Origin of the sequence: Nocardia sp. NPDC052001 (assembly GCF_040680615.1) — a bacterium.
In the GTDB taxonomy this organism is placed as follows: Bacteria; Actinomycetota; Actinomycetes; order Mycobacteriales; family Mycobacteriaceae; genus Nocardia.
This window is the reverse complement of the sequence record NZ_JBFAXC010000004.1, coordinates 104147-129786: the sequence shown is the minus strand read 5'-3', so window position 1 is coordinate 129786 and position 25640 is coordinate 104147. Positions and strand designations below refer to the sequence as shown.

The window sequence follows — 25640 nt, the reverse complement described above, 5'->3', positions numbered from 1 at the left end:
GGGCCGTCATGACGACCACCCGTCCCCCCACTCCCACCGCAGCCCAGAACGACCACGGCATGGAAGAATTCGGCTATCGGGAATCCCTGAGCCGGAGCATCGGCAAATTCTCCAGTTTCGCCGCGGGCGTCAGCTATATCTCCATTCTGACCGGCACCTTCCAGCTCTTCTATTTCGGTTACAGCACAGCCGGTCCCGCATATCTGTGGTCGTGGCCGCTGGTGTTCCTGGGGCAGTTGGCGGTGGCGCTGTGCTTCATGGAACTGTCGGCGAAATATCCCGTGGCCGGATCGGTCTACAACTGGTCGAAGAAGCTGGGCAGCAGGCTGGTCGGCTGGTCCGCGGGCTGGCTCATGCTGACCGCGTCGATTGTGACGCTGTCGGCGGTGGTGCTGGCGTTGCAGTTGAATCTGCCCCGATTATGGAGCGGATTCCAGATCATCGGGGACGGGACCGGCGAGCACGATTACGCCACCAACGCGGTCGTGCTCGGCACCGTGCTGATCGTCTTCACCACCGTGGTCAATGCTTTCGGGGTGAAGCTGATGGCGCGGATCAACAGCACCGGGGTGTTCATCGAACTCATCGCCGCGGTGCTGATCGCGATCATTCTGGGGCTGCACGTGACGCGTGGTCCGAGTGTGTTCTTCTCCGCCAACGGTTATGGCGCGGGCCAGAGCGGCGGCTATCTGAGCGCCTTCCTCATTGCCTCGCTGGCCTCGGGCTATGTCATGTACGGCTTCGATACCGCCAGTTCGCTCGGTGAGGAGACGGTGGAGCCGCGGCGCACCGCGCCCAAGGCGATTCTGCGCGCGCTGCTGGCGTCCTTCGTCATCGGCGGCGCGATTCTGGTCTTCGCGGTGATGGCCGCGCCGAATCTGTCCGATGAGAAGCTCGGGACCACCGATGGCGGATTGCAATACATCGTGCAGCAGGTCATGACGGGCTGGCTCGGGCGAGTGTTCCTGGTGTGCATCGTGATCGCGGTGATCGTGTGCTCGCTGGCGGTGCACACCGCCGGGATTCGGCTGACCTTCGCCATGGCTCGCGATAACGCGCTGCCGTTCTCCGAGCGGCTGGCCAAACTCAGCGTCAAGCATTCCGCGCCGGTCGTCCCGGCCGTGATCATCGGCGTGCTGTCGGCGCTCATCCTGGTGGTGAATATCGGTCAGCCGCAGGTGTTCACGGTGCTGACCTCGATCGCGGTCATCATGATCTACCTGGCCTATCTGATGGTCACCGGGCCGATGCTGTGGCAGCGGTTCAAGGGCAATTGGCCGCCGGACGACCTCGCCGAGAACGGCTACTTCAGCATGGGCCGCTGGGGAATGTTCGTGAATATCGTTGCGGTGCTGTGGGGTCTGGGCATGGCGATCAACCTGGCCTGGCCGCGCGCGGCCGTCTACGGCGGGCCCTGGTACAACACCTGGGGCGCGTTCATCTATATCGGCGCGATTCTGGGCGCGGGCCTGATCTGGTACGCGCTCAGGGGAATTCGCGTCATCGGCGTGCTCGCCTCACACGCCGCGCCCGCCGCCGAGGCGGCGTCATGACCGATACCTTCGACTACGTCATCGTCGGCGGTGGCTCCGCCGGATGCGTGGTCGCCGCGCGCCTCAGCGAAGACCCTTCGGTCACAGTGTGTTTAGTCGAGGCCGGGCCCTCCGATATCGGCGATGACAAGATCCGGCGGCTGACCGACTGGATGCTGCTGCTCGAATCCGGTTACGACTGGGACTATCCGGTGGAACCGCAGCAGACCGGTAACAGCTTCCTGCGGCATGCCCGCGCCAAGGTGCTGGGCGGATGTTCCTCGCACAACTCGTGTATCGCGTTCTGGCCGCCCGCCGAGGGCCTCGATGAGTGGGAGGCGCTCGGCGCGGCAGGCTGGGGTGCGGAGGGAGTGCTGCCGTACGTCACCAAGCTGGAGAACAATGACGCGCCCGGTGCACAGCACGGACGCGGTGGACCGGTGCGACTGCTGGATATCCCGCCCAAGGATCCGTGCGGCTACGCCGTACTGGAGGCGGCCGCGCGGGTGGGATTGCCCACGGTGCAATTCAATCGGGGTTCCACCGTCCGCAATGGCGCGGGCTGGTTCCAGATCAATGCCGATGGCGACAACAACCGCATGTCGTCCTCACACGCCTATTTGCACCCGATTATCGGTCAGCGGCGGAACCTGGAGGTGCGGACCGGCTGCTGGGTCAGCGAAATCCTCTTCGACGACACCGATTCCGCGATCGGCGCGCGGTACCGCCGACCGGATCTGACCGGCTTCGACACCGTGCGGGCGCGGCGCGAGGTGATCATCAGCACCGGGGCCATCGACACCCCCAAACTGCTCATGCTGTCGGGCATCGGTCCCGCGGACCACCTGCGGGATATGGGAATTCGAGTCCGGACCGATGCGCCCGGCGTCGGCTCCAACCTCGATGATCACGTCGAGGGCCTGGTGTTCTGGGAGGCGTCACGGCCCATGGTCACCAGCTCCACGCAATGGTGGGAAATCGGCCTGTTCGCCACCACCGCGGACGGGTTGAGCCAGCCCGATCTCATGATGCATTACGGCAGTGTGCCTTTCGATATGAACACCGTGCGCTGGGGCTATCCGACCACCGAGAACGGCTTCTGCCTCACACCCAATGTGACGCAGGGACTTTCGCGCGGCACGGTGCGCCTGCGGTCCCGCGACTTCCGCGATAAACCGCGCGTGGACCCGCGCTACTTCAGCGATCCGGACGGGCACGATGAACGAGTCATGCTGCACGGCATCAGATTGGCGCGCCGCATAGCCGAACAATCCCCGCTGCGCGACTGGGTGGCGCGCGAACTCGCACCCGGTCCCGAGGCCGTCACCGACGCCGACCTCATCGACTACATGCACCGCACGCACAACACCGTCTATCACCCGGCCGCCACCGCCAGGATGGGCGCACCGGATGATCCGATGGCGGTGCTGGATCCGGAATTACGGGTCAAGGGTGTGCGCAATCTCCGCGTCGTGGACGCCTCCGCCATGCCGAAACTGCCCGCCGTGAACCCGAATATCACCATCATGGCGATGGGGGAGAAGTGCGCGGACCTGATCAAGGCGGCGGGGCGGTGATCTCGGCACCTACACTGGAATCGTTATGGCTATCCGAGCGGGCGAGGGGTCCGGCAAATCCCAGGAAGGCGCGGCGGTGCAGTCGGTCGACCGCGCGCTGACCGCCCTGGAGATCGTGGCCAAACTGGGGGCGGCCGGGGTCACCGAGATCGCGGCCGAACTCGGGGTGCACAAATCCACGGTGTCCCGGCTCATCGCCGTGCTGGAATCGCGCGGCTATGTCGAACAGCTCTCCGAGCGCGGCAAATACCGACTCGGCTTCACCATCGTGCGGCTGGCGGGGTCCACCAGCGCCCATATGGATCTGCCGCGCCAGAGTCAGGACGTGTGCGATGAACTCGCGGCACGCCTGGGTGAGACCACCAATATCGCCATCCTGGACAGCGATCGCATAGTCAATGTCGCCGAGGCCGTCGGCTCCGCGGGCGTGGCCCTGCGCACCTGGGTCGGGCAGAGCTGCCCCGCGCACGCCACCTCCAGCGGCAAGGTGCTGCTCGCCGAACTCTCCGCGACCGAACTGCGCACCCACCTGTCCCGCCGCCTGGATTCCTTCGCCCCCAACACGATCACCGAACTTCCCGCCCTGCGCACTCAGCTCGAGCAGATCCGCCGCCAGGGCTGGGCCGCTTGCGAGGAGGAGCTGGAAATCGGGCTCAATGCGGTAGCCGCCCCCATCCGCGACAGTGACGGCCGAATCATCGCCGCCCTCAGCGTCTCCGGGCCGTCCTACCGGCTGCCGCCCGCCCGATTCCCCGAAACCGCGCGCCAGGCAATCGATTCCGCGCACACCATCTCGCGCCGCCTCGGCTATAGCGGCTGAGTCGCGCCGCCATGACAGGCGACTGTTCAGCGCTCCGCAAGATCGACTCGCCAGGATTCACCCACGAATGAGATCGGTGGAATGCGGAGGGGAGTCGCCTTGGTGGGCGTTATCGCGCTGATGCTGCTGGGCGCGGTGGTGTTCGATGCGCAGCGGTATCCGGGAAACTGCGCGATCCTAATATGATCTTCGCGCATGCCGCCCCGCTGGTGCGGGTGGCGGATCTGCTGGGGAGATAGCGGACACGCGTGATTTTTCGGGCGAATAGCAGGGATGCTTGACATTCCGGGGTTGCGGGCGCACCGTAATCTGGTTAGCTATGCTAAACGTCTGAGGGGTCGTCGTGGACACTGGCACGTCGGAGGCTGAGCGCAGGCAGCGGATCGCGAATCTGCTGGCCGATGCGCAGGTTGGTGCGGCACTGCAGAGTGACGAGGTCAATGCGGAGATTCGGCGGGCCGGGCTCGCGCCCGCCGAGATCATCTCGATCGTGCTGGAACGGTATGCCGAGCGCCCCGCGCTGGGGGAGCGGGCGTACGAGGTAGTCACCGATGCGCAGGGGCGGCAGACGCGGCGGCCGGTGGATCGGTACGACACCATCACCTACGCCGAGCTGGCGGCGGGGATCCGCGCGCTGCGGGCCGCGTGGTGGGACGATCCGAATCCGGTGCGGACCGGGGAATTCGTGGCCACGCTCGGGTTCACCAGCGCCGATTACACGACCGTAGACCTGGCGTGCCAGCTCTCCGGGCTGGTCTGCGTGCCATTGCAGGCGAGTGCGGCTGTGGCGCAGTGGAATTCGATCCTCACCGAGACCGCGCCGCGGGTGCTCGCGGTCAGTCTGGAATTGCTGGACGCTGCGCTGACAGCCATGCCCGAGGGACTGACGCCCGCGGTGATCGTCATCGACTTCCATGCCGACGACGACTATCACCGTGCCGCACTGGAATCCGCGCGGGCGCGACTGCTGCGGGACGGCAGCTCGATCGCGATCGAGACGCTGGCGCAGGTGCTGGAGCGCGGGCGCTCGCTGCCGCCGGTCGCGGCCGTCGCGGTCGACCCCGAGGCGCTGGCGCTGCTCATCTACACCTCCGGGAGCACCGGTGCGCCCAAGGGGGCCATGTATCCGGCGCGGCTGGTGAACGCCATGTGGACCGGTGGCGCTGCGCAATCACCCATTCCCGCAATCAATTTCAGCTATATGCCGATGAGTCACGTGGCGGGGCGGCTGTCGCTGCTCGGTGCGCTGTCCCGGGGCGGCACCGCGTATTTCGCGGCGGTCAGCGATCTTTCGACGCTGTTCGAGGATATCGCGCTGGTGCGGCCCACCGAATTCTTCTTCGTACCGCGGGTGTGCGACATGGTGTTCCAGCGCTTCCTGAGCGAGGTCGGCGGCCGGGTCGCGGTCGGAGCCGATCGCGATGACGCGGTGCGCGAGGTGAAAACCGAACTGCGCGAACGAGTGCTGGGCGGCCGGATGTTCGGAGTGATGGTGGGCAGCGCGCCCATCTCGGCCGAGATGAAGACCTTCATGGAATCGCTGCTGGAACTCGAACTGCACGACGGCTACGGCTCCACCGAGGCGGGCGGCGGCATCCTGTTCGACAATCGGCTGGCGCGGCCGCCGGTGCTGGACTACCGGCTGGTCGATGTGCCGGAACTGGGGTACTACGGCACCGATAAGCCGTATCCGCGTGGGGAATTGCTGCTCAAGACCACGGTCATGATTCCCGGGTACTTCAAGCGCCCGGATATCACGGCCGAGATCTTCGACGCCGACGGGTTCTATCGCACCGGTGATATCGTGGCCGAAATCGGCACGGACGAACTGGTTTACGTCGATCGCCGCAATAATGTGCTCAAGCTGTCGCAGGGTGAGTTCGTCACCGTCGCGAAGCTGGAGGCGGTGTACGCCACCAGTCCGCTGATTCGGCAGATCTACGTGTACGGCAATAGTGAGCGGGCGTATCTGCTCGCCGTGATCGTGCCGACAGAGGAAGCCCTGGCCGCGGGGCCGGACGCGGCCACCAGTGCGGCGCTGCGCGAAGCGTTGAACGAATCGCTGCAACGGCTGGCGCGTGAGGCGGAACTGGAATCGTATGAGATTCCGCGGGCGTTCCTCATCGAGACCGAGCCGTTCACCACGGATAACGGGCTGCTCGCCGGGCTCGGAAAGCTATTGCGGCCCAAGCTGAAAGAGCGGTACGGGGAGCGGCTCGAAGAGCTGTACGCCGAGCTCGCGGCCGCGCAGGCGAATGAGCTCGCGGTGTTGCGCCAGGATGCGGCACACCGGCCTGTGCTCGAGACTGTCAGCCGCGCCGCCGGTGCGCTCTTGGGATGTGCGGCAGGTGATTTGCGGCCCGACGCGCATTTCGCGGATCTCGGCGGTGATTCGCTCTCGGCGCTGTCCTTCGCCACGCTGCTCACCGATATCCTCGAGGTCGATGTGCCGGTGAGTGTGATCGTCAGCCCGGCCAATGATCTGGCCGCGCTCGCGGAGTACGTAGAGCAGCAGCGTGCTTCGGGATCGCAACGTCCTACCGCCGCGACCGTGCACGGTGCTGGCGACAGCATTCGTGCCGCCGATCTGACCCTGGACAAATTCATCGATGCCGCGACACTGGCGGCCGCCACCGAACTGGCGGACAGGGCCGAGTCGCCGCGCACCGTATTCCTGACCGGCGCGAACGGCTACCTGGGCCGCTTCCTATGCCTGGAATGGCTACGGCGCGTAGCTGATTCGGACGGCACGGTCATCTGCCTGGTGCGCGGCAGCACCCCGGCGGCGGCTCGGGCGCGGCTCGATGCCGCATTCGATTCGGGAGATGCCGGGCTGCTGCGCGAATACCGCGAACTGGCCGACCGTCATCTGATCGTGCTGGCCGGCGATATCGGCGATGCGAATTTCGGTCTCTCACAGCCGGAATGGGAGCGATTGGCCGAACAGGTCGATGCGATCGTGCATCCCGCCGCGCTGGTGAATCACGTGCTGCCGTACAACCAGCTGTTCGAGCCCAATGTGGCGGGCACGGCCGAGATCATCCGGCTGGCGCTGACTTCGCGCATGAAGCCGGTCACCTATCTGTCGACCGTCGCGGTCGCCGATCAGGTCGATCCGGAACTCTTCGACGAGGACGCCGATATTCGTCAGATCAGCGCGGAACGCCGGGTCGGCGACGGATATGCGAATGGCTACGGCAATAGCAAATGGGCCGGTGAGGTGCTGCTGCGCGAGGCGCACGAGCATTTCGGCCTGCCGGTCGCGGTCTTCCGCTCCGACATGATCCTGGCTCACAGCGATTACGCGGGTCAGTTCAACCTCACCGATATGTTCAGCCGCTTGCTGCTCAGCCTGCTGGCCACCGGCATCGCGCCGAAGTCCTTCTACCGCACCGATTCCCAGGGCAACCGGCAGCGCGCGCACTACGACGGGCTGCCCGTCGATTTCACGGCGGCGGCCATCACCGTACTCGGTGCGGACAGCACCGGATTCCAGACTTTCGACGTCTTCAACCCGCACGATGACAGCATCTCCCTGGACACCTTCGTCGACTGGCTGATCGCTGACGGAAACGCCATCGACCGCCTCGACGACTACGACAACTGGTTCACCCGTTTCGACACCGCGCTGCGCGCACTGCCAGAACCGCAACGCCAGGCATCGGTGCTGCCGCTACTGCACGCCTACCGGTACCCCGGCCTGCCGATTCCCGGTTCCGCCCTGCCCGCCAAGCGATTCCACGCGGCCGTACAGGACGCCGAGATCGGCCCGGACCGCGATATCCCACATCTGACACCGGAACTGATCCGCAAATACGTGACCGATCTGCGATTGCGCGGACTGCTCTAGCCCGAAAGGCTCGATCCATGGAGAACGGTCAACCCAGCCGGACCGCCCTCGCCACCGCGTACGCCCGCGCCTACCACCAGTTCGCCGATGAACCGCGCATCTTCACCGATCCACTGGCGGTGCGGATTCTGGGCGTGGACGCGACGGTCGTCGCACAGCGGCACGCCACACCGAGCACCCGGCCGGGTGAGGATCCGGAGCTGAATCGGCGTCGCCGCCTCTTTCTTGCGGCCCGCGCGCGCTTCGCCGAGGACACCGTCGCGGCGGCCGTCGCCACCGGCACCCGGCAGGTCGTCATCGTCGGTGCGGGCCTGGACACGTTCGCCTACCGCAACCCCTACCCCGAACTGCGGGTCTTCGAAGTCGACCATCCCGACACCCAGTCGTGGAAGCGCCGCCAACTGGCGCACTCCGATATTCCGGTACCGGATTCGGTGACCTACGTCCCCGTGGACTTCGAAACCAGCACGCTGGCAGCGGGTTTGGCCGCGGCGGGCTTCGATCGCACCCGGCCAGCGGTATTCGTCTGGCTGGGCGTCATCATGTACCTCACCCGCGAAGCCATCCTCGGCACGCTGGATTACATTGCCGGACAAGCGGATACCGCACAGGTGATCTTCGACTACCTCTGCCCGGGCGAGACCGCCGAGGAACGCGCGGCGCTACAGGCCCGCGCCGCCCGCGTGGGCGCGGTCGGCGAACCATTCCTGAGCTACTTCACACCCGCCGAAATGGCCGAGCTACTGCACGGCCTCGGCTACACCGATATCGAGGACCACACGGCCCCCGACATCATCGCCGACCTGTTCGGCAAACCGCGAAACCCGCAGTCCGGCAACATGCCTCACGTACTGCGCGCCACGCACGGTGCGGATCAGACCCGAGCCTTCACGAACTTGTAGATGACCAGCACGATCACCGCGCCCACGATCGCCCCGAGGAAGGTATGCGATACCGGCGGATGCACGCTGAACTTATGCGGCGCGAACACCAGACTGCCGAGCGTACCGCCGACATACCCGCCGACGATCCCCAGCACGATCGTGGCGATCCACCCGAAATCTTCCTTACCTGGAACAAGGAGCCGGGCGATGGCGCCGGCGATCAGGCCGATGATGATCATGGCGATAATGCCCATGGCAATGCTCCTAGCCGTGCGGATGTCGCGAACTCGACGGTAGCAAAACAAACCGCCCGGAAGAGCGTGTCGCCCGACATCAGCGCGTCCGGTTCGTGAACATCTGCCACCACCGTCGAATCCCGTTGCGTCCGTGCGCGGCAGCCCTATTTCGAGTTGCGGACCTTCTCCACGGCGGCGGCGAAGAATTTTTGGAAGGCGGCTTGGTCGGGGGTGCCGGAGAGGGCGGCGGAGCGGGCGGCGATGGTGAGGCCGCGGAGGGTGGCCCAGCCTTGGTAGGCGGTGCGGGTGGTGGCGGGGGAGCCGGGGAGGGTGGAGGTGCTGGTGGCTTTGTAGGCGACCGAATCGACTCCGTCCAGGGTGGCGGGGAGTTTTTCCATGTCCACCTTGGTTTCGACCTGTTGGCCGTCGACCGTGCTGATCGAACTCAGGTGGGCGCACTTGGTGTTGGTGTCCATCATGAGGTTCAGGTCGGCGGTTTTGGGGGAGACGAATTCCAGGTAGATGTCCATGTTCTCGGTGGCGGCGGCGGACATGGCGGAATTGCTCAGCAGATCGTTGCTGAGGGCGGCCAGATCCACCTGCGGGCCACGGCAATCCGGCGGGGTGACGGTGGAGTTGGCCATGATGTCGCCGAGGTCGGTGACGCTGGAGCGCAGTTTGTCGGCGGGGATGTCCAGGGGCTTGGTGCCGGGCGGGAACTCCGAAGCGCTCAATAGCAGCTGATCGCGGGGCGTACTCGGTTGCGGGGTACCGGAACCCGCGCCGGAATCGCTCTTGGTGCCACCGCAACCCGTGGTGAGCAGCACCGCGCACAGGATCGCCGAAATCGCTCCCTTGGTCATCACGCGCCACAGCATGCCAGGCGGTTGCCGCGAATTCCGGGAGGTGCGGTGGGCGAGTACGGCGGCCGATGCCTCGAGCATCGGCCGCCGGAGCTCAGATGCTGATCGGGAGAGCGGCCACGTCGTTCTGGGTGAGGACCGGCAGGTGAGTGATCTCCTCGTCCGGGATCGCGAGCTTGAGGCCCGGGAAGCGCTCGAAGAGGGCGGGCAAGCCGATGGCCGCTTCCAAGCGAGCCAGGGCCGCGCCGGGGCAGATGTGCGGACCGTAGCCGAAGGAGATATTGCGGTTCGCGGTCGTGCGGGTGATGTCGTACTCGTCGGCGTCCGCGCCGTGCACGGCGGTATCGCGGCCGACGGCGCGGTAGGAGATCACCACACCCTCGCCCTTCTCGATCACGGTGTCGCCCACCGTAATATCCTCGGTGGCGAAGCGCATCAGCAGATGCGTGACGGGACCGTCGTAGCGCAGCGTCTCCTCGATGGCCTGCTTCCAGTCCACATCACCGCTGCGCAGCGCCTCCAGCTGTTCGGGACGAGTCAGCAAGGCGCGCACCGTATTCACGATGAGGCTGACCGTGGTCTCATGCCCGGCGGCCACCAGCGCCTTGAGATTGCCGACCACCTCCTCCTCGGTGAGCGGATCGCCGCCCTCATCGGCCAGGATCAGCGCGCTGGTGAGATCGTCACCGGGAGAAGCGGTTTTGCGGCGCACCATCTCGGTGAAGTACACGTCCATGGCATCTATGACGCGCAACCGCTCATCCTGCGGGGTCATCATCGAGAAGAACTTCTTGTACCAGTCCAGCAGCATGGCCTGATCGCCCGGCTCCACGCCCATGAGCTCGCTGATCACCCGCATCGGCAGCGGATAGGCGAAGACCTGCTTGAGATCCACCACCTCGCCCTCGCGCGCGGCGGCCTCGAGATTGTCGAGCAATTCCGCGACCAGCGCCTCGATCGACGGCCGCAGCGCCTCCAGGCGGCGCGGGGTCAGCGCCTGCGTGGTCTTGATGCGCAACCGGCGATGCTCGGCCCCATCCACGGTGAACATCGAACGCCCGGCATCGATCATGCCGATCAGCGGCCACTGCCGGGTCACCACGCCCGAGGTCCACAGCCCCCAGGAATTGATGTCCTTCACCAGGCGGGTATCGGTCAGCAGCTGGCGGGCCAGGGCGTGCTCGGTAATGGTCCAGACGGGCACCCCGAGCAGTTCGATACGGGTCACCGCACCGGCCGCGCGCAGGCGCGCGGTCTCACCGGTCAGATCGGCGACCATGGGATCGATGGCGATGGCGTGTGGGCATGCGGAACTCACTGGAAACCTCCGACGGCACGAACTGGGCTGAAAACAACAGGGAGAGAAGACATTCCCTGCATGAATGGAGACGGTCGGCGCATCAGGTTCCGCGCGGGCACACTCAGATCGATATCGGGCAGCCGATCCAGCAGCACCTCGATACCGGTCCGGGCGATGATCTCGGCGATATGCTGCGCCGGGAACGGGCAGCGATACTCACCGTGACTGAACGCGAAGTGCGCGCTGTTGCCGGTCTGCATACCCTCCGAAACATGCTGGCGCACATGCGGATCGGTATTGGCCGCGGCCAGACCCAGCAGCAGCAGATCCCCGGCGCGAATCGTCTTGTCGCCCAATCGGGTATCGCGCGCCGCCCAGCGCCCGGCCAGAATCGAGGTCGGGGACTCCTCCCACAGCACCTCGTTCATGGCCTGACTGATACTGCGGCGGCCACCGCCCAGCGCGGCCGCGAACCGATCGTCGGTGAGCATGAGCCGCACCGAGTTTCCGAGCCAGTCACAGGTGGTCAGATGCCCGGCGGCGGTGATCGCCATCAGGTCGTTGATGTATTCCTCATCGGTGAACGGCGTCGGATACGCCAGCATGCGCGAGGTCAGATCATCACCGGGCATGGCCTTCTTCATCGCCACCAGGCGCTGCATATGACCCATGAATTGCAGATGCGCGGCCTGGGCGTCCGCGCCGCCATTGGCCATCACCTTCATGGACCAGGCCAGATGCGGGCCGTCCGAATCCGGGAAACCCAGCAGCGCGGCCAAGGTCAGCACCGGCAGCGGTTCGGCGAACTCGGCCATCAGATCGGCGGAGCCGCGCCCGCAGAAGGCGTCGATCAGCCGATCGGCCAAACTCTCACAGACCCTGCGCAATTCGAACGGATCCACCGATTCCAGCGCGGGCTCCACCATGGCGAGATGGCGGCGATGTTCCGCGCCCGCGGTGAAATAGATGGACGGCATGGGCTGCCCGACCATCGGCAGCAGCGGCCAGTCCTCGGGGATAGTGCCCCACTGATTCCACAGGCTCACATCGCGCGGGAACAACTCCGGACTATTGGTGACCTGATGCATTTCGCGATAGCCGATGACCAGCCACGCGGGCACGCCGCCGGGCAGTTCCACCGCCACCACCGCACCGTGTTCGCGGCGCATATCGTTGTAGAGGTGGTGCGGGTCGGTGTGGAAGCGCGGGCCGCTCAGCGGTACGACGCCCGGCCGCACCGGGCAGGCGGCGGGCTCGGGCGAGGTCATGACAGGGTCTCCGGGGTGTAGAGGTATTCGACCAGGGTGATCAGCACCTGCTTACAGGAATCACGCTGCCGCGCATCACACTCGATGAGCGGGACGTGCGGATCCAGATCCAGCGCCTCGCGTACCTCGCGCGGATCGAAGTCCGCGCCGAAGTTGTTGCACGCCACGATGAACGGCGTGCGCTGATGTTCGAGCCGGTCGATCGCGTACCAGGAGTCGGAGATTCGGCGCTGATCGACGAGCACGATCGCGCCCAGCGCGCCGGTGAACAGCCGGTCCCACAGGAACCAGAACCGCTCCTGCCCGGGCGCGCCGAACAGATACAGCACGTGTTCGGCGTCGATGGTGATGCGGCCGAAGTCGAAAGCCACCGTGGTGGTGGACTTTCCGGGCGAACCCGCCGGATCGTCGACGCCGACGCCCACCTGGGTCATGGTGGCCTCGGTATCGAGCGGCCGGATCTCGCTGACCGCGCGCACCATGGTGGTCTTGCCGACGCCGAAACCGCCGACGATCACGATCTTGAGGCCATTGCTGGCGGAGGCGTGCAGGGGTGCGGCGGCGCGGGACGGCCGGGGGTCAAAGATTGCGGAGTCCAACGAGCACCTTCTCCAGGGTGGTGGTGTCGGGCAGCGAATGCCATTGCGAGGCAGGGTCATACCGCGGATGCCTCACGGTGATCTTGCCCGCGTGCAGCAGATCCGACAGCAGAATGGTGGCGATGCCGACCGGTAGTCGCAATTCCGCCGCGATCTCCACCACGGCGGTGGGGGAGCGGCAGATCTCCAGAATCGCGGCATGCTCGGATTGCATGCCCGGCGCCGGAGCGCATTCGCTCACCACGAGGGTGACCAGATCGAAGGCATCCGAATCCGGTCGGCTGCGGCCGCCGGTCAGCGTGTAGAGCCGATCCGGATCCTCGTCTGGCCTGGTCACGACACGCCAGCTCCCCGGGGATCGCGCACCCGCGGCTGCGCGGCAAGGTGCTCGCCCAGTTGTTCCACCAGTTCGCGCATATTGTGGCCGACCAGTCCGGCGTCGGCGTCCTCGGCGGCGACCACCGCGATATGCGCGCCCACCCCCGCCTCCACGATGAACAGGATGCCGCCGTAGAACTCGGTCATGGACTGGCGCACACCGCCGCGCCCATCCCCGAACTCCACCGACGCACCGTGCGAAAGGCTTTGAATACCGGCGGCGATGGCCGCCAGCTGATCGGCGCTGTCATTGGCCAGCTCCGGGGTGTGGCAGATCTTCAACCCGTCCCCGGACAGCAGCAGGGCATGCCTGGCGCGCGGGGTACGGGTGAGTAGCTGCTCCAGCAGCCAGCCCAGCTGCGTGGCGGACGGGATCATTTATCGCTCTCCAAGGCCGACGGGAAAGGTATTGCGGTACCGGCATTCTCGCGCCCGTTGACCGCTCGCTGAAAAGCCCCCAGCGCGCCCGGCGACACCGGCCGCGCCACCCCGCGCGGAGGCGCTTCGGGCGCCGCCAGCCCCTCGGGATGCACCTGCGCGAGTGTCTGCCCCCGCACCCGGCGCGGCAAACCGGAGGGGCGTGGGGCTGCCGAGCCGGGGGCTGCAGGAGCTGATCCGCCAGGCGCGGAAGGCTTTACAGCAGTGCTCTTGTCACCGGAATCGAACATGCGATCCGGCAAAACCGAAGTGCTACCGGAGAATCCGGGTGCCGCACCGGGGTGATAGCCACCGGAACCGACGGGACCGGGGTGCTGGCCGCCGGACCCTGCCGGTTGTACTCCGCTACCGGCAGGCGCGGGAACCGAATCAGTATGTGGCGAAGCGGCATTGGATTTATTGCGCTCCGCGTCGGGGCCCGGCGCGGTCTCTCGGAACCACGGTGTCGCCGCCCTGTCCTGTCCGGCTACGGAACCGACCGGCGGCCCGCCGGTGTGCTGGCCGGATCGCACGACAGGTGCGGATTCGGCTGCGCCGGAGGGGATTGGCAACGGAGCACCCGGGTTGGACACTGTGGTGCGCTGCCCCGGGGCCCGGTTGGCTGCGTTGGCGTTGGCGATGGGCTCGGGTGCGCGGGAGGGATTGGGCACCGCGCCCGGAGTCGGTGCTCCCGGCCTGCCCGCAGGTTGTCCGCCGCGTTCAGGCCCGGCGAATCCGATTGCGCCAGAGGAAATGGCGGCCGCCGGGGTGCTGCCCTGCTCGGCGGCACTGCTGTCCGCAGGTTGCGCCCGCTCGCCCGATAGCGTGTCCGGTGTTGGGCCGGAATGGATTTCGGTACGGCGGGGGATCGGGCCGGTGGGGTTCGGGTCGGCGTTCGGGGATTCGGGGCGCGGGGCTGCCTGAGGTGGGGCGGTGGTGGTGATGTCCACGGTCAGGAGGGCCGGGATGGTGTCGGAGCGCGGGGGTGAGGCGGGAGGGAGGTCGGCGGGGGAACGGGCGGGGAGGGGGATGGCGGAGAGGGCACCGGGGGTGCGGTCGATGCGGGTGGTGAGTTCGCGGGGGACGACCACTACCACCGCGGTGCCGCCGATGGCGGAGGGGCGGTAGGAGACGGTCAGGTCGTGTTTGCGAGCCAGGTAGCCGACCACGGCCAGGCCCAGGCGGGTGCCGGAGAGAGAGGAGAGGTCCGAGATACCCGGGGCCGCCGCGGGATTGGAGCCGGGGTTGCCCAGGCCCGAGGGATTGGATTTGCCGGAGACGGTGGCTTCGGCGCGGCGCAGGGCGGATTCACTCATGACCAGGCCGCTGTCCTCGATGGTGATCACCACGCCCGCGGGGACTTCCGCGGCGTAGACGTGCACCTCGGTGGTCGGCGGCGAGAAATTGCAGGCATTGTCGAGGAGTTCGGCCAGCGCGTGCATGACGCCCTCGGCGGCGTGCCCGGCGACGGCGATATCGGTGACCGCCCGCAACCGGATGCGCTGGTAACCCGCGACGCGGCCCATGGCCCCGCGCAGAATCGATTCCATGGCAATGGGTTTGGCCCAGCGCCGCCCGGAACGCGCACCACTCAATACCGCGACGCTGTCGGCGAGCCGACCCGCCTGCGCGGTGCGATGATCGAGCTCGAGCAGATCGGCCAGCACCTTGGGATCGGCGTGCCGATGCTCCATCTCGCGCAGTTCGGCGAGCATGGAGGTGCTCATCGCCTGCATACGACCGGCCGCGCCCGCGAACGCCGCCATGGCCGCCGCGCGCCGATTCTCACTCTCCTTGGCCTCACGCGTCTTGGCCGCGACCGCCTCGGTGAGCGATTGAATTCGCTGCTGCCCGTCCGCGAGTCGCGCCTCCGCCTCGGCGATGACCGCCGCGGTCCGCGCCTCGGCGTGCCCGGCCCGGGTATCGCCCACCTGACCCGCACGCCCGGCCAGGGACCGGAAATAGGCCGCCGCGGTGATCGCCGCGCACAGCAGCACCGCCGCGATACCGCCGCCGATTCCGACCGCGATCCGCATATCGTCCGGGGCCGCGAATACCGTGCCGCCCACCGCGATCGCGGTCACCGCGGCACATCCCAGCAGCGTCCCGAACGGCAGCCGTGCACCGTCGACGGTATCCGGCTCCCCGCCCCTGGGATTCGATGATCCCCCGGGATTCGATGACTCCGACAAGCTTTGCACTTCCGCACGCATGTGCACCGGGGCGAGTTCCACGATGCGACCGCATCCGCTCGATGGCGGAGCACGCCAAATATGTGCACCGGCAAGCGGATTCGGATCTAGCGGACGAGCATATGCGTCCGGCATGTCCGGCGCTACCCGAGCGCGAACGCCCAGGCAACGCGCTATCCCGTCAGTTGGGACCACCGTCGCCGGGACGTAATCCGCTGTACAGAATCAGTTTTCGACCTGCTCACGCCCGTACCACCGGAACGGCCGCGCGCGGTGATGGTGAGCTGCCGCGATCGCCGCACCATCCGGGCACGCAGTCACACCACGGCAAACACACACGGCCCGACCGAAATTGGCCGGAAATGTTCAACTGGAGACGGTCCGGCAGCGGTCGAATGTCCTGCGATCCGGTCTACTCGCGACCGGACGATCGGCGGGGCGCGTGTGTGCCGGTACGGCCGCGACCGGGGCATCGAATTCGGCGCGCTGTCGTGCGCATCACACCGGCGATTGCGCGAATTCCGGTCGCGGCGCTTGACCTCAACCATTGTCGAGGTTGGAGGCTGGTGTCAGTTATCCGGTACGGCGGGAAGGTTAGGGCGATGCGCGTTGTCGAGGCCAAGGCATTCGGAGATCCGGAAGTGCTGGCGGTGAATGAGGTGCCCGATCCGGTGGCGGGAGCCGGTGAAGTGGTGGTCGCGGTGGCCGCCGCCGACGTCATGTTCCTGGACACCATGCTGCGCAGCGGCGTCGGCCGCGACTACTTCCCGGTGCACCCGCCGTTCGTCCCCGGCGGAGCGGTGTCCGGCGTGGTGGAATCGGTGGGCCCCGGCGTCGACGCGCAATGGATCGGCCGCCGAGTCGCCACCCCCACCGCCGACAGCGGAATCGGCAGCGGCACACCGACCGGCGGCTACGCCGAGAAGGTGCTGGCCAAGGCCGACACCCTGTCGATCGTCCCCGAGGATCTGACCCTGGATCAGGCGGTGGCCCTGGTGCATGACGGTCGCACCGCGTTGGCCGTGGCCGATCGCGCCGACCTGCGCGCGGGCGAATGGGTCCTGATCACCGCTGCCGCAGGCGGATTGGGCACCCTGCTGATCCAGCTCGCCCGCACGGCGGGGGCCCGCGTCATCGCCGCGGCGCGCGGTGAGGCGAAACTCGCACTGGCGCAACGACTCGGGGCCGAAGCGGTCGTCGACTACTCCCGGCCGGACTGGGTCGATCAGGTCCGGGAAATCACCGGCGGCGTGCACGCGGTGCTCGACGGCGCGGGCGGGCGGATCGGCGGAGACAGCGTGGCTGCCCTGGTCCCCGGTGGACGCCTGCTCGGATACGGCAATGCGGCAGGCGGATTCGCGGCTGTCGACAGCGAAGCCGCCGCGGCGCGCGATATCACGGTGCTCACCCTCTTCGATATCACCGCCGCGGGCACCGACTGGGTCGCACTGCACGACCGCGTTCAGGCCGAAGCCGCCGCCGGTCGCCTGGAGGTCGTCATCGGGCAGCGGTTCGCCCTGGCGGATGCCGCCGCCGCGCACACCGCCATCGAATCCCGGGCGGCGGCAGGGCGCACCATCCTCACCGTCTGATCGCTTAGCGCCGGGGCCGTTTATTCGGACCGTGTGCCGGGGTCGATCGCCGCCAGAGCGCCGCGGTCGGCCCCGGCGGTCGGCGTGTCGGGAGCGTTTTCCCAGTTCCCAGGGGCCGCGGCGGGCAAGCTGGACGATGGGCGGGGCTCGACGCGGAGGTTGCGATGGGCTACTGGACAGGGCTGATCGGTGCGGTCGCGGTGGGCGTCTGCGTATGTTCGGCCCCGGCGGCGGCGCAGGAGCCGAAACCGCACGAACCCCAGCCGGGCGAACATCGGCAGGTGCCCCCGCGCACGTCGATCTCACTGCGCTCGATCGTGCCGGGCATGAAGTGGGGCACCGAGAACGAAACCGAATCGCGCGGCGGCCTGTCCATCGCCAAGCTCTACCTTGCCGATTACGCGCTCCGGCACGGCGACGGTTCTCCGCAGGATAAAGAGTTGGGGGAGCGCATGATTCGCTACTCCGACGATGCCGCCGCCGATGCCATGGCGGCCAAATACCCCGGAGCCATCGACGCGGTCGCCGCCGAATACGAACTCCCCGCCACGCACGGCGGCGCGGACTGGGGCATGTCCTCCACCAGCACCGCCGATATGGCCGACTTCCTATTGGCCAAGGTCCGCAATGATCCGGACAGTCCCATCCTCGACTGGATGGAGCAGGCCAGTACGGTCGCCGCCGATGGCACCACACAGGATTGGGGCACCTCGCGGCTGCCGCATATCAAGGGCACCAAATGGGGCTGGGCGGATACGGGCGTTCCGGAAGTCGCCTCGGCCTCCTTCGGTTCGGGTTTCACCGTCACCGCGCACACCTACGGCACCGCCGCCGAGCAGACCGAGGATGTGCTCGCGGCCGAAGCCGGAGAACTCGGACCGCTCACCAATGTGCTGGAGACCCTGTCCGGTGTCCTCGGCCCGGTGCCGGGTTTCCTGGCACCGCTGGGCGGGACGCTCGCCCCGCTGGCCGACTTCTTCGACTCGGTTCCTGGTCTTCCCGCGGCGATGCCCGGCCTGGCTGGAATGTTGCCCGGCCAGCCCGGTCCGGCGGGCGGACCCGCACCTCAGCGGTGACCTGGCACACAGCTATTGCCATCGAATAGTTTTAGTTTCACAATCGTTGTGTGAATACAGCTATTGGGGAACTCGGTAAAGAGCGCAAGACGCTCATCCTGATCACCTGTTGCCTCAGCCTGCTGATCTCCTCCATGGACGCGACGATCGTGAACGTCGCCATCCCCACCATCCAGTCCGATCTCGGCGCACCGCTCACCCGGTTGCAGTGGATCGTCGACATCTACACCCTCACCCTGGCCAGCCTGCTCATGCTGTCCGGCGCCATGGCCGACCGCATCGGCCGCAAGCGCGTATTCCGCATCGGCCTGCTCACCTTCGCGCTCGGCTCACTGCTGTGCAGCCTCGCGCCCACCATCGAAATCCTCATCGGCGCAAGGTTTTTGCAGGCCATCGGCGGTTCCATGCTGAATCCGGTGGCCATGTCGATCATCACCACCGTCTTCACCGGCCGCATGGAACGCGCACGCGCCGTTGGCGTCTGGGGTGCGGTGGTCGGCATCTCGACCGCCATGGGACCGCTGGTCGGCGGACTGCTCATCGATTCGCTCGGCTGGCAGTCGGTGTTCTGGATCAACCTGCCCATCGTGGCCGTCGCCCTGGTGCTCACCACCCTCTTCGTGCCCGAATCCAAATCCAGTCAGCCGCGCGGAATGGATTGGGCCGGACAACTTTTGGCCATCGCCTTCATGTTCACCCTGGTGTTCGGGCTGATCGAGCACAAACCCGTCATCTTCGTGTTCACCGCCGCCGCGCTGGCCGGATTCCTCTGGCATGAGTCGCGGCATCCCACGCCCTTCATCGATCTGCGCTTCTTCCGCAGCTTCCCGTTCGCCTCGGCCACCATCACCGCGGTGTGCGCGTTCGCGGCGCTGGGCGCGTTCCTGTTCGATATCTCGCTGTATCTGCAAGGGACACGGGAGTTCTCGGCCGTGCACACCGGTCTGCTGTACCTGCCCATGGCGATCGGCATGCTGATCTTCTCGCCCATCTCCGGGCGCATGGTCGGCCGCTACGGCACCCGGCCGTCCCTGGTCATCGCGGGCACGCTGATGGCGATCGCGTCGGTAGCCCTGACCCGGCTGGCCCCGGCCACCCCGCAGTGGCAGCTGATCATCATGTTCGCGGTGTTCGGCATCGGCTTCGGCATGGTCAACGCGCCCATCACCACCGCCGCGGTCAGCGGTATGCCGCTCGATCGCGCCGGGGCCGCCGCGGCGGTCGCCTCCACCAGCCGTCAGGTCGGCGTCAGCCTCGGTGTGGCACTGTGTGGTGCGCTCACCGGAGCGGGGCTGTGGTGGACCATTGCCGCGCTCGCGGTCACCGTGCCCATGCTCGGCGTGGCCGCGAACACCTCGTGGGCGTACCGCACCCGCGACCGCGTCGCACCCCTGCTCGAACAGAAGGTCCCCGCACATGTCTGACACGCCCACCCCCGATGAGGTCTGGCGGCAGCTGACCCACCTGGTGATGGACTCCCGGGACGGCTGGAAACGCGCCGTTGTCGAGCGAACCGGGTTGCCGTTCAGCAGGTTTCGCATTATGAAGCGGCTGCTGCCGGGACCGCTGTCGGTCAAGGAACTCGCGCACGCCGCCACCATGGACGCGCCCGCGGCGACCGTCAACGTCAATGATCTCGAGGAGCGCGGCCTGGTGGTGCGCGAGGTCGATCCCGGTAATCGGCGGGTCAAACTGGTCTCGCTCACCCCGGCCGGACGCGAGCTGGTGCTGGACGCGCTCGCCACGCCCGATCCCGCGCCGGCGGCGGCCGCCGCGCTCACCCCGGACGAACTGCGCACACTCGCCGAACTGCTCCGCAAGCTCGAGGAGTGACTTAACGCCGCGCGCTTCGGCCCGTATGGTGGGCCGGGTGCGCAAGCGACCTTGGAAAGCTCTGGCGGCCATTTCCGGTGCTCTGCTGATCGCGGCGGGAGGTACCGGGGCGGCGGCCGTTCCCGGACAGCATCGCCCGATGGCGGATCTGCCCGCGCTGCCGATCTTCCCGATCGCCGAACGCGTGGTGGTGCTCGATCCCGGCCACAATGGCGGCGGCGCTTCGCATACCGATGAGATCAATGCCCAGGTGCCCGACGGGCGCGGCGGGATGAAGGCATGCAACACCACCGGCACCAATGGCAATGACGGTTACACCGAGCACGAATTCAACTTCGATGTGGCGCTGCGCATGCGGGATCTGCTCAGCCAGCGCGGGATTCGCGTGGTGATGAGCCGCGATAATGACACTGGCGTCGGACCCTGCGTCGATGAGCGCGGCACCCTCGGACAGCGGGTGAACGCGGCGGCCGTGGTCTCCATTCACGCCGATGGCGCGCCCGCCGGTGCGCACGGTTTCCACGTGGCCTATTCCTCTCCCGCGGTGAATGATTCGCAGGGCGAGCCGTCCAGCCGGTTGGCGACCACGTTGCGCGACGGGCTGGTCGGGGCCGGTTTCACGCCCTCCACCTATGTCGGCTCGAACGGGATGAACCCGCGCGCGGACCTCGCGGGGCTCAATCTCGCCGAACGCCCGGCGGCGTTGGTCGAATGCGGCAATATGCGCGATCCGGGCGATGCGGCAATCCTCGAATCCCCGGACGGGCGTGCCCGATTGGCGACGGCGCTCACCAATGCCGTCATGGTGTATCTGGGCTAGATCCCTGCCCCTTCCCGGCTAGCTCTCTCCGGTCTTGCCGGGGGTCTTCCCGGCTAGCACAGCGCCCCGCGCGACTCGCGGCGCGGGGTGTGTCCGTCGTCGGCACGCCGTGAGTACATTGGCCACGACATTTCGGCTGATTCCGGGAAACCGGACACACGGGTTCCGGGGAGGACTCTCTTGACCACGACCGAGCCTGCGCTACGCACGCGATTCGCGGCCTGGCTGCTGGAGGACGCGGGGGAGCAACACTCCCAAATACCCGGACCCATGGCCAAACGCGCGCCCAAGGAACATCAGCATTCCTGGTGGAAGGTCATGTGCCTGACCGGTGTCGACTATTTCTCGACGCTCGGGTATCAACCCGGAATCGCGGCGCTGGCCGCGGGCGTGCTGTCGCCGCTGGCCACCCTGGTCCTGGTGGCGCTGACGCTGCTGGGCGCGCTGCCGGTGTACCGCCGGGTCGCCAAGGAGAGTCCGCACGGCGGCGGATCCATCGCCATGCTCGCCAAATTCCTGCCGAACTGGTGGGGCAAACTGCTGATTCTGGTGCTGCTGGGCTTCGCGGCCACCGACTTCACCATCACCATGACGCTGTCGGCGGCCGACGGCGCGGCGCATATCGTCGAGAATCCGCTCATGCCCGATGCGCTGCACGGGCATAACGTGCTCATCACGCTGGTGCTGCTGGCATTGTTGGCGGCGGTGTTCCTCAAGGGGTTCAGCGAGGCCATCGGGATCGCCGTCGTACTCGTGGGCGTGTATCTGTCGCTGAATCTGGTTGTCGCCATTCGCGGTGTGGTGGCGGTGATCCAGCACGGGTCCATGGTCACCGACTGGGGACATGCGCTCACCGCCGAACACGGCAGTCCGATCGCCATGATCGGCGTTGCGCTGCTGGTGTTTCCGAAGCTGGCGCTGGGCCTGTCCGGATTCGAGACCGGTGTGGCGGTCATGCCGCAGATCAAGGGCTGTCCGGAGGACACCGAGGAGCATCCGCGCGCCCGCATCCTCGGCGCGCGCAAACTGCTGACCACCGCCGCGCTCATCATGAGCGGCTTCCTCATCGTCACCAGTTTCATTACCACCGTGCTGATTCCGGAGGACGCGTTCAAAGCGGGCGGACCGGCGAACGGCCGCGCGCTGGCGTATCTCGCGCATGAACAGCTCGGCAATACCTTCGGCACCGTCTACGACATCAGCACCATCGCCATTCTGTGGTTCGCGGGCGCGTCCGCCATGGCCGGACTGCTGAACCTGGTGCCGCGGTACCTGCCGCGCTTCGGCATGGCACCGGAGTGGGCGCGTCAGATTCGGCCGCTGGTACTGGTTTTCGCCGCGATCGCCTTCGGTATCACCTGGTATTTCGATGCCAGCGTCGACGCGCAGGGCGCGGCGTACGCGACCGGTGTGCTGGTGCTGATCACCTCCGCGGCCGTCGCGGTGACGCTGTCGGCGGCGCGGCAGGGGCAGCGGTCGCGGGTGGTGTCGTTCGGCGTGGTGTCCGCGATCTTCGTGTACACCACGATCGACAATGTCATCGAGAAGCCCGAGGGCGCGCAGCTGGCGCTGCTGTTCATCGTGGCGACGCTGGTGGTCTCGTTCGCCTCGCGCTTCCGCCGGGCCTTCGAATTGCGGGCCGTGACAGTCACATTCGATGAGCGGGCGGCGGAGATGATCGACCTGCTGGCCGCGCGCGGTGAAGTCCGGATCGTCACGCACGATATCGATAAGCGGGAGCCGCAGGAGTACGCGGAGAAGGAAGCCGATCAGCGCCGGGAAAGCCATATTCCGGAGGATGATCCGATCCTGTTCCTCGAGGTGATCGTCAAGGACCCTTCGGAGTTCAGCACCGAACTGCTGGTCACCGATGTGGAAGTGGATCAGTACCACATCCTTTCGGTGGAGGCGGCGGCCGTGCCGAACTCCATCGCGGCGATTCTGCTGGCGATCCGCGATCGCACCGGTACACCGCCGCATGTGTATTTCGAATGGACCGAAGGCAATCCGCTCACCAATCTGGTGCGCTTCATGTTCTTCGGTGAGGGCGAGGTGGCGCCGGTGACGCGGGAGATCCTGCGGCGCGCGGTACCGCGGCGCTCGCAGCGACCACACGTACACGTGGACAGCTGATCCGAGGCCGGTGCCCGCGCGGTACCGGCCTTTTTCATGCCCGCTCGGGTTCACATGCCCGGTCCGCGCGGTGGCTCGGTCTCCTCCTTGAAGACCCGCAGTCCCTCACCGATCTTCCCGGCGGCGTGTTCGAGCTGCTCGGGGGTGAGGTACTTGCCGAACGCGGCGGCATCGAGCAGTTGCCGCCGCACCTGCTCGAGATTCATCGTCGCCCAATCGCGTCTGGACAGTTCCGGCATGGCCCGAGAGATTACCTCGAGTCGAACCTTTGTTCGATACCGAACGGTCTGCGATTTGGTCTCACTGCTTCAGGCCCTCGATCCGCTGCCGCAGATGATCCAGCAACTTCTCCGGATCGTCGAACTCGGCCGGGTCGACCGGGGACCCGAAATGGATTGTGACCTGCTGCGATCGATCGAACTTCGGCCCGTCCCCGCGTAGCCGCCGCATCGGCAGCACCCGATCGGTGCCACTCGTCCCCACCGGAATGATCGGAACCCCGGTCGCGAGCGCCAGTTTCGCCACCCCGGGCTTGTACGGCTCATCCTCCCCGGCCGCCACCAACCGCCCCTCCGGATAGATGATCAACACCCCGCCGTACCGCAGCACCTGCTCCGCTCGCTCCAGCGCACTCCGCCCCGACCCACTGTCCTTGCGCACCACCGGAATCTGCCCCAGCCGCCGCACCAGCCACCCCACCACCGGCCAGGTCCACAACTCCGCCATGGCAATCGCCACCGCGCGCCGCCGCAGCGCACCCCACAGGAACACCGCGTCCAACATGGAAATGTGATTACTGGCGATGATCACCGGTCCGGTCTTGGGCACCAGCTCCCGTCCGATCACGGTCACCCGCACGAAATTCGACCAGGCCAGCGCCCGCAGAATCCGCCGCACGAACTGGGTGACCACCCAGGCCCGCTTCCCCAGCCCCTTCGGCCGCCGCCCCGCATCCTCTTCCATCACAACCCCCGCAATCGGTGTGTCCGCGAACAGCTTCCATCCTTGTCGCCGGTCCGCGCTCGCGACACGGGGTAACTACTCAATGGCGGTGATCAGCAATCGGCGAAGTCCTGCTGGACTTTTGCCTTGTCGGTGATGCCGTTGGCGAGCAGGAGTTGGGTGAGGATGCGGGCCTTGGCGGGGTTCAGGTCCAGGGCGGAGATGGTGCCGAGTTCGTCGTCATTGAGTTCGGCGTTGCGGACCACGCTGCCGGAACCGACTCGGCTGGAACGGATTACGAGGACGCCCTTGCCCGCGGCGGCGCTGAGGGCGGCTACTACGGGCTTGGCGGTATTGCCGTCGCCGACGCCCGCCAGGACTATGCCCTGCGCGCCGTGGCCGAGGGCGTCGTTTACCTGGGTGGCGTCCATGCCCGCGTGTGAGTAGACGATGGCGACCTGGGGGAGGGGGGATTTGCCCGGGACCGGGAAGGTCAGGCGCGGGTGCGAGGAGGCGGGCCCGGCGAAGGTCACTGCGGCGGCGTCGACGTGGCCGAGCGGGCCGGTGTTCGGCGAGACGAAGGTCTGCACGCTGGTGGTGTTGGTTTTGGTGACATCCTTCGCGCCGTGGATGGTGTCGTTGAGGACGACCATGGTGCCGCGGTCGCGAGCATCGGCGTCGGCGGCGACCTGGACGGCCGAGCGGAGATTGGCCGGGCCGTCGGCGCTCAATGCGGTGGAGGGGCGCATGGAGCCCACCAGCACCACCGGTTTGGGGCTCGCGACCACGTGATCGAGGAAGAACGCCGTCTCCTCGATGGTGTCGGTGCCGTGCGTGACCACCACGCCGTCGGCTTTGTCATCGGCGAAGATCTGATTGATCCGATTGGCCAAGGTCAGCCACACTTCGTCGTTCATATCCTGGCTGCCGATATTGGCGATCTGTTCCGCGTCCAGCTTGGCGATCTTGTCGATACCGGGCACCGCGTCGATGAGATCCTGCGCGGTCGCCTCACCGGCGGTGTAGCCGACGGCGGAGTTGGCATTGGCCTTGCCCGCGATGGTGCCGCCCGTGGCCAGAATGGTGATGCGGGGGAGCTGACCGGGGGCGGGGGTGCTCTTCGCCGCGCTCGTGGCGGTCTGCGAAGCGGCCGAGGATTGCGCGGCCGACTCGGAATCGGTCGAGCCATTCGCGCATCCCGCCACCAGCACTGCCGAACAGGCCGCCAAGCCGACCATCCCGAAAATGGATATCCGCGCCATTGTGCTCTCCTGTCGGATCGTATCGCGATAGCGTTGCGGCACCACCGCTATGACAACCAGATTTCG

General features: G+C 66.9%; 22 protein-coding genes. 11 read left to right on the top strand and 11 right to left on the bottom strand.

Features of this window, described 5'->3' with window-relative positions; genetic code table 11:
- Positions 1–8: 8 nt before the first annotated feature.
- The 5 genes from AB0L82_RS20710 (at position 9) to AB0L82_RS20690 (ending at position 8681) form a co-directional block, all read left to right on the top strand.
- Positions 9–1553: an amino acid permease gene (locus AB0L82_RS20710; RefSeq protein WP_364638405.1), complete on the top strand. Its 1545-nt coding sequence runs from the start codon at positions 9–11 to the stop codon at positions 1551–1553.
- Positions 1550–3109 carry a GMC oxidoreductase gene (locus tag AB0L82_RS20705; RefSeq protein WP_364638402.1) on the top strand — a complete coding sequence of 520 codons (1560 nt, stop codon included), beginning with the start codon at positions 1550–1552 and terminating at the stop codon, positions 3107–3109. Before AB0L82_RS20710 ends, AB0L82_RS20705 begins: the two co-directional genes overlap by 4 nt.
- Before the next feature lie 25 nt (positions 3110–3134).
- A complete protein-coding gene (locus AB0L82_RS20700) occupies positions 3135–3929 on the top strand; it encodes an IclR family transcriptional regulator (RefSeq protein WP_364638399.1) in 795 nt (264 codons plus the stop codon).
- A 343-nt stretch (positions 3930–4272) separates the two neighbouring features.
- Positions 4273–7779 carry a carboxylic acid reductase gene (car, locus tag AB0L82_RS20695; protein ID WP_364638396.1) on the top strand — a complete coding sequence of 1169 codons (3507 nt, stop codon included), beginning with the start codon at positions 4273–4275 and terminating at the stop codon, positions 7777–7779.
- Between the two features lie 17 nt (positions 7780–7796).
- Entirely contained in the window at positions 7797–8681 is an 885-nt protein-coding gene (locus AB0L82_RS20690; protein ID WP_364638393.1) for an SAM-dependent methyltransferase, read from the top strand.
- Here AB0L82_RS20690 and AB0L82_RS20685 read toward each other — a convergent pair.
- The 8 genes from AB0L82_RS20685 to AB0L82_RS20650 form a co-directional block, all read right to left on the bottom strand.
- Positions 8654–8923: a GlsB/YeaQ/YmgE family stress response membrane protein gene (locus AB0L82_RS20685; RefSeq protein WP_364640370.1), complete on the bottom strand. Its 270-nt coding sequence runs from the start codon at positions 8921–8923 to the stop codon at positions 8654–8656. The two genes, AB0L82_RS20690 and AB0L82_RS20685, sit on opposite strands and share 28 nt — an antisense overlap.
- A gap of 140 nt (positions 8924–9063) precedes the next feature.
- The gene (locus AB0L82_RS20680) at positions 9064–9765 is read right to left on the bottom strand and encodes a hypothetical protein (RefSeq protein WP_364638390.1); all 702 of its coding nucleotides are present in this window, start codon (positions 9763–9765) and stop codon (positions 9064–9066) included.
- Between the two features lie 91 nt (positions 9766–9856).
- Complete coding sequence (locus AB0L82_RS20675) at positions 9857–11080, bottom strand: cytochrome P450 (protein WP_364638387.1); 1224 nt, start codon at positions 11078–11080, stop codon at positions 9857–9859.
- Positions 11077–12330 (bottom strand): cytochrome P450, encoded by a 1254-nt coding sequence (locus tag AB0L82_RS20670; protein ID WP_364638384.1) that lies wholly within the window; start codon positions 12328–12330, stop codon positions 11077–11079. The genes AB0L82_RS20675 and AB0L82_RS20670 overlap by 4 nt, the downstream gene beginning before the upstream one ends.
- Positions 12327–12881 (bottom strand): ATP/GTP-binding protein, encoded by a 555-nt coding sequence (locus AB0L82_RS20665; protein WP_364640367.1) that lies wholly within the window; start codon positions 12879–12881, stop codon positions 12327–12329. Before AB0L82_RS20665 ends, AB0L82_RS20670 begins: the two co-directional genes overlap by 4 nt.
- 28 nt (positions 12882–12909) lie before the next feature.
- On the bottom strand, positions 12910–13266 hold the full coding sequence (locus tag AB0L82_RS20660) for a DUF742 domain-containing protein (RefSeq protein WP_364638381.1): 357 nt from the start codon (positions 13264–13266) through the stop codon (positions 12910–12912).
- Complete coding sequence (locus AB0L82_RS20655) at positions 13263–13685, bottom strand: roadblock/LC7 domain-containing protein (RefSeq protein WP_364638379.1); 423 nt, start codon at positions 13683–13685, stop codon at positions 13263–13265. Before AB0L82_RS20655 ends, AB0L82_RS20660 begins: the two co-directional genes overlap by 4 nt.
- The gene (locus AB0L82_RS20650; protein ID WP_364638376.1) at positions 13682–15916 is read right to left on the bottom strand and encodes an ATP-binding protein; all 2235 of its coding nucleotides are present in this window, start codon (positions 15914–15916) and stop codon (positions 13682–13684) included. Before AB0L82_RS20650 ends, AB0L82_RS20655 begins: the two co-directional genes overlap by 4 nt.
- A 602-nt stretch (positions 15917–16518) precedes the next feature.
- Between AB0L82_RS20650 and AB0L82_RS20645 the strand changes: the two genes are divergently transcribed.
- From AB0L82_RS20645 to AB0L82_RS20620, 6 genes are all read left to right on the top strand, one after another.
- Positions 16519–17508: a zinc-binding dehydrogenase gene (locus AB0L82_RS20645; RefSeq protein WP_364638373.1), complete on the top strand. Its 990-nt coding sequence runs from the start codon at positions 16519–16521 to the stop codon at positions 17506–17508.
- 164 nt (positions 17509–17672) lie between these two features.
- The gene (locus AB0L82_RS20640; protein ID WP_364638370.1) at positions 17673–18584 is read left to right on the top strand and encodes a hypothetical protein; all 912 of its coding nucleotides are present in this window, start codon (positions 17673–17675) and stop codon (positions 18582–18584) included.
- 50 nt (positions 18585–18634) lie between these two features.
- Positions 18635–20008 carry an MFS transporter gene (locus tag AB0L82_RS20635; RefSeq protein ID WP_364638368.1) on the top strand — a complete coding sequence of 458 codons (1374 nt, stop codon included), beginning with the start codon at positions 18635–18637 and terminating at the stop codon, positions 20006–20008.
- A complete protein-coding gene (locus tag AB0L82_RS20630; RefSeq protein WP_364638365.1) occupies positions 20001–20417 on the top strand; it encodes a MarR family transcriptional regulator in 417 nt (138 codons plus the stop codon). Before AB0L82_RS20635 ends, AB0L82_RS20630 begins: the two co-directional genes overlap by 8 nt.
- A 37-nt stretch (positions 20418–20454) precedes the next feature.
- The gene (locus AB0L82_RS20625) at positions 20455–21237 is read left to right on the top strand and encodes an N-acetylmuramoyl-L-alanine amidase (protein WP_364638362.1); all 783 of its coding nucleotides are present in this window, start codon (positions 20455–20457) and stop codon (positions 21235–21237) included.
- A 270-nt stretch (positions 21238–21507) separates the two neighbouring features.
- Complete coding sequence (locus tag AB0L82_RS20620) at positions 21508–23370, top strand: amino acid transporter (protein ID WP_364640364.1); 1863 nt, start codon at positions 21508–21510, stop codon at positions 23368–23370.
- Between the two features lie 50 nt (positions 23371–23420).
- Here the strand turns inward: AB0L82_RS20620 and AB0L82_RS20615 are convergent, their stop codons facing one another.
- The 3 genes from AB0L82_RS20615 to AB0L82_RS20605 all read right to left on the bottom strand — a co-directional run bounded on the left by AB0L82_RS20615 (position 23421) and on the right by AB0L82_RS20605 (position 25574).
- Positions 23421–23609 carry a DUF6374 family protein gene (locus AB0L82_RS20615; RefSeq protein ID WP_364638359.1) on the bottom strand — a complete coding sequence of 63 codons (189 nt, stop codon included), beginning with the start codon at positions 23607–23609 and terminating at the stop codon, positions 23421–23423.
- A gap of 61 nt (positions 23610–23670) precedes the next feature.
- Positions 23671–24333 (bottom strand): lysophospholipid acyltransferase family protein, encoded by a 663-nt coding sequence (locus AB0L82_RS20610; RefSeq protein ID WP_364638356.1) that lies wholly within the window; start codon positions 24331–24333, stop codon positions 23671–23673.
- A gap of 92 nt (positions 24334–24425) precedes the next feature.
- On the bottom strand, positions 24426–25574 hold the full coding sequence (locus AB0L82_RS20605) for an asparaginase (protein WP_364638353.1): 1149 nt from the start codon (positions 25572–25574) through the stop codon (positions 24426–24428).
- Positions 25575–25640 lie beyond the last annotated feature (66 nt).

Coding starts and splice junctions, on each gene's coding strand:
- AB0L82_RS20710 (WP_364638405.1), top strand. CDS start 9: ATGACGACCACCCGTCCCCCCACTCCCACCGCAGCCCAGAACGACCAC.
- AB0L82_RS20645 (WP_364638373.1), top strand. CDS start 16,519: ATGCGCGTTGTCGAGGCCAAGGCATTCGGAGATCCGGAAGTGCTGGCG.
- AB0L82_RS20640 (WP_364638370.1), top strand. CDS start 17,673: ATGGGCTACTGGACAGGGCTGATCGGTGCGGTCGCGGTGGGCGTCTGC.
- AB0L82_RS20605 (WP_364638353.1), bottom strand. CDS start 25,574: ATGGCGCGGATATCCATTTTCGGGATGGTCGGCTTGGCGGCCTGTTCG.
- AB0L82_RS20655 (WP_364638379.1), bottom strand. CDS start 13,685: ATGATCCCGTCCGCCACGCAGCTGGGCTGGCTGCTGGAGCAGCTACTC.
- AB0L82_RS20610 (WP_364638356.1), bottom strand. CDS start 24,333: ATGGAAGAGGATGCGGGGCGGCGGCCGAAGGGGCTGGGGAAGCGGGCC.
- AB0L82_RS20700 (WP_364638399.1), top strand. CDS start 3,135: ATGGCTATCCGAGCGGGCGAGGGGTCCGGCAAATCCCAGGAAGGCGCG.
- AB0L82_RS20630 (WP_364638365.1), top strand. CDS start 20,001: ATGTCTGACACGCCCACCCCCGATGAGGTCTGGCGGCAGCTGACCCAC.
- AB0L82_RS20670 (WP_364638384.1), bottom strand. CDS start 12,330: ATGACCTCGCCCGAGCCCGCCGCCTGCCCGGTGCGGCCGGGCGTCGTA.
- AB0L82_RS20705 (WP_364638402.1), top strand. CDS start 1,550: ATGACCGATACCTTCGACTACGTCATCGTCGGCGGTGGCTCCGCCGGA.
- AB0L82_RS20615 (WP_364638359.1), bottom strand. CDS start 23,609: ATGCCGGAACTGTCCAGACGCGATTGGGCGACGATGAATCTCGAGCAG.
- AB0L82_RS20620 (WP_364640364.1), top strand. CDS start 21,508: ATGGCCAAACGCGCGCCCAAGGAACATCAGCATTCCTGGTGGAAGGTC.
- AB0L82_RS20690 (WP_364638393.1), top strand. CDS start 7,797: ATGGAGAACGGTCAACCCAGCCGGACCGCCCTCGCCACCGCGTACGCC.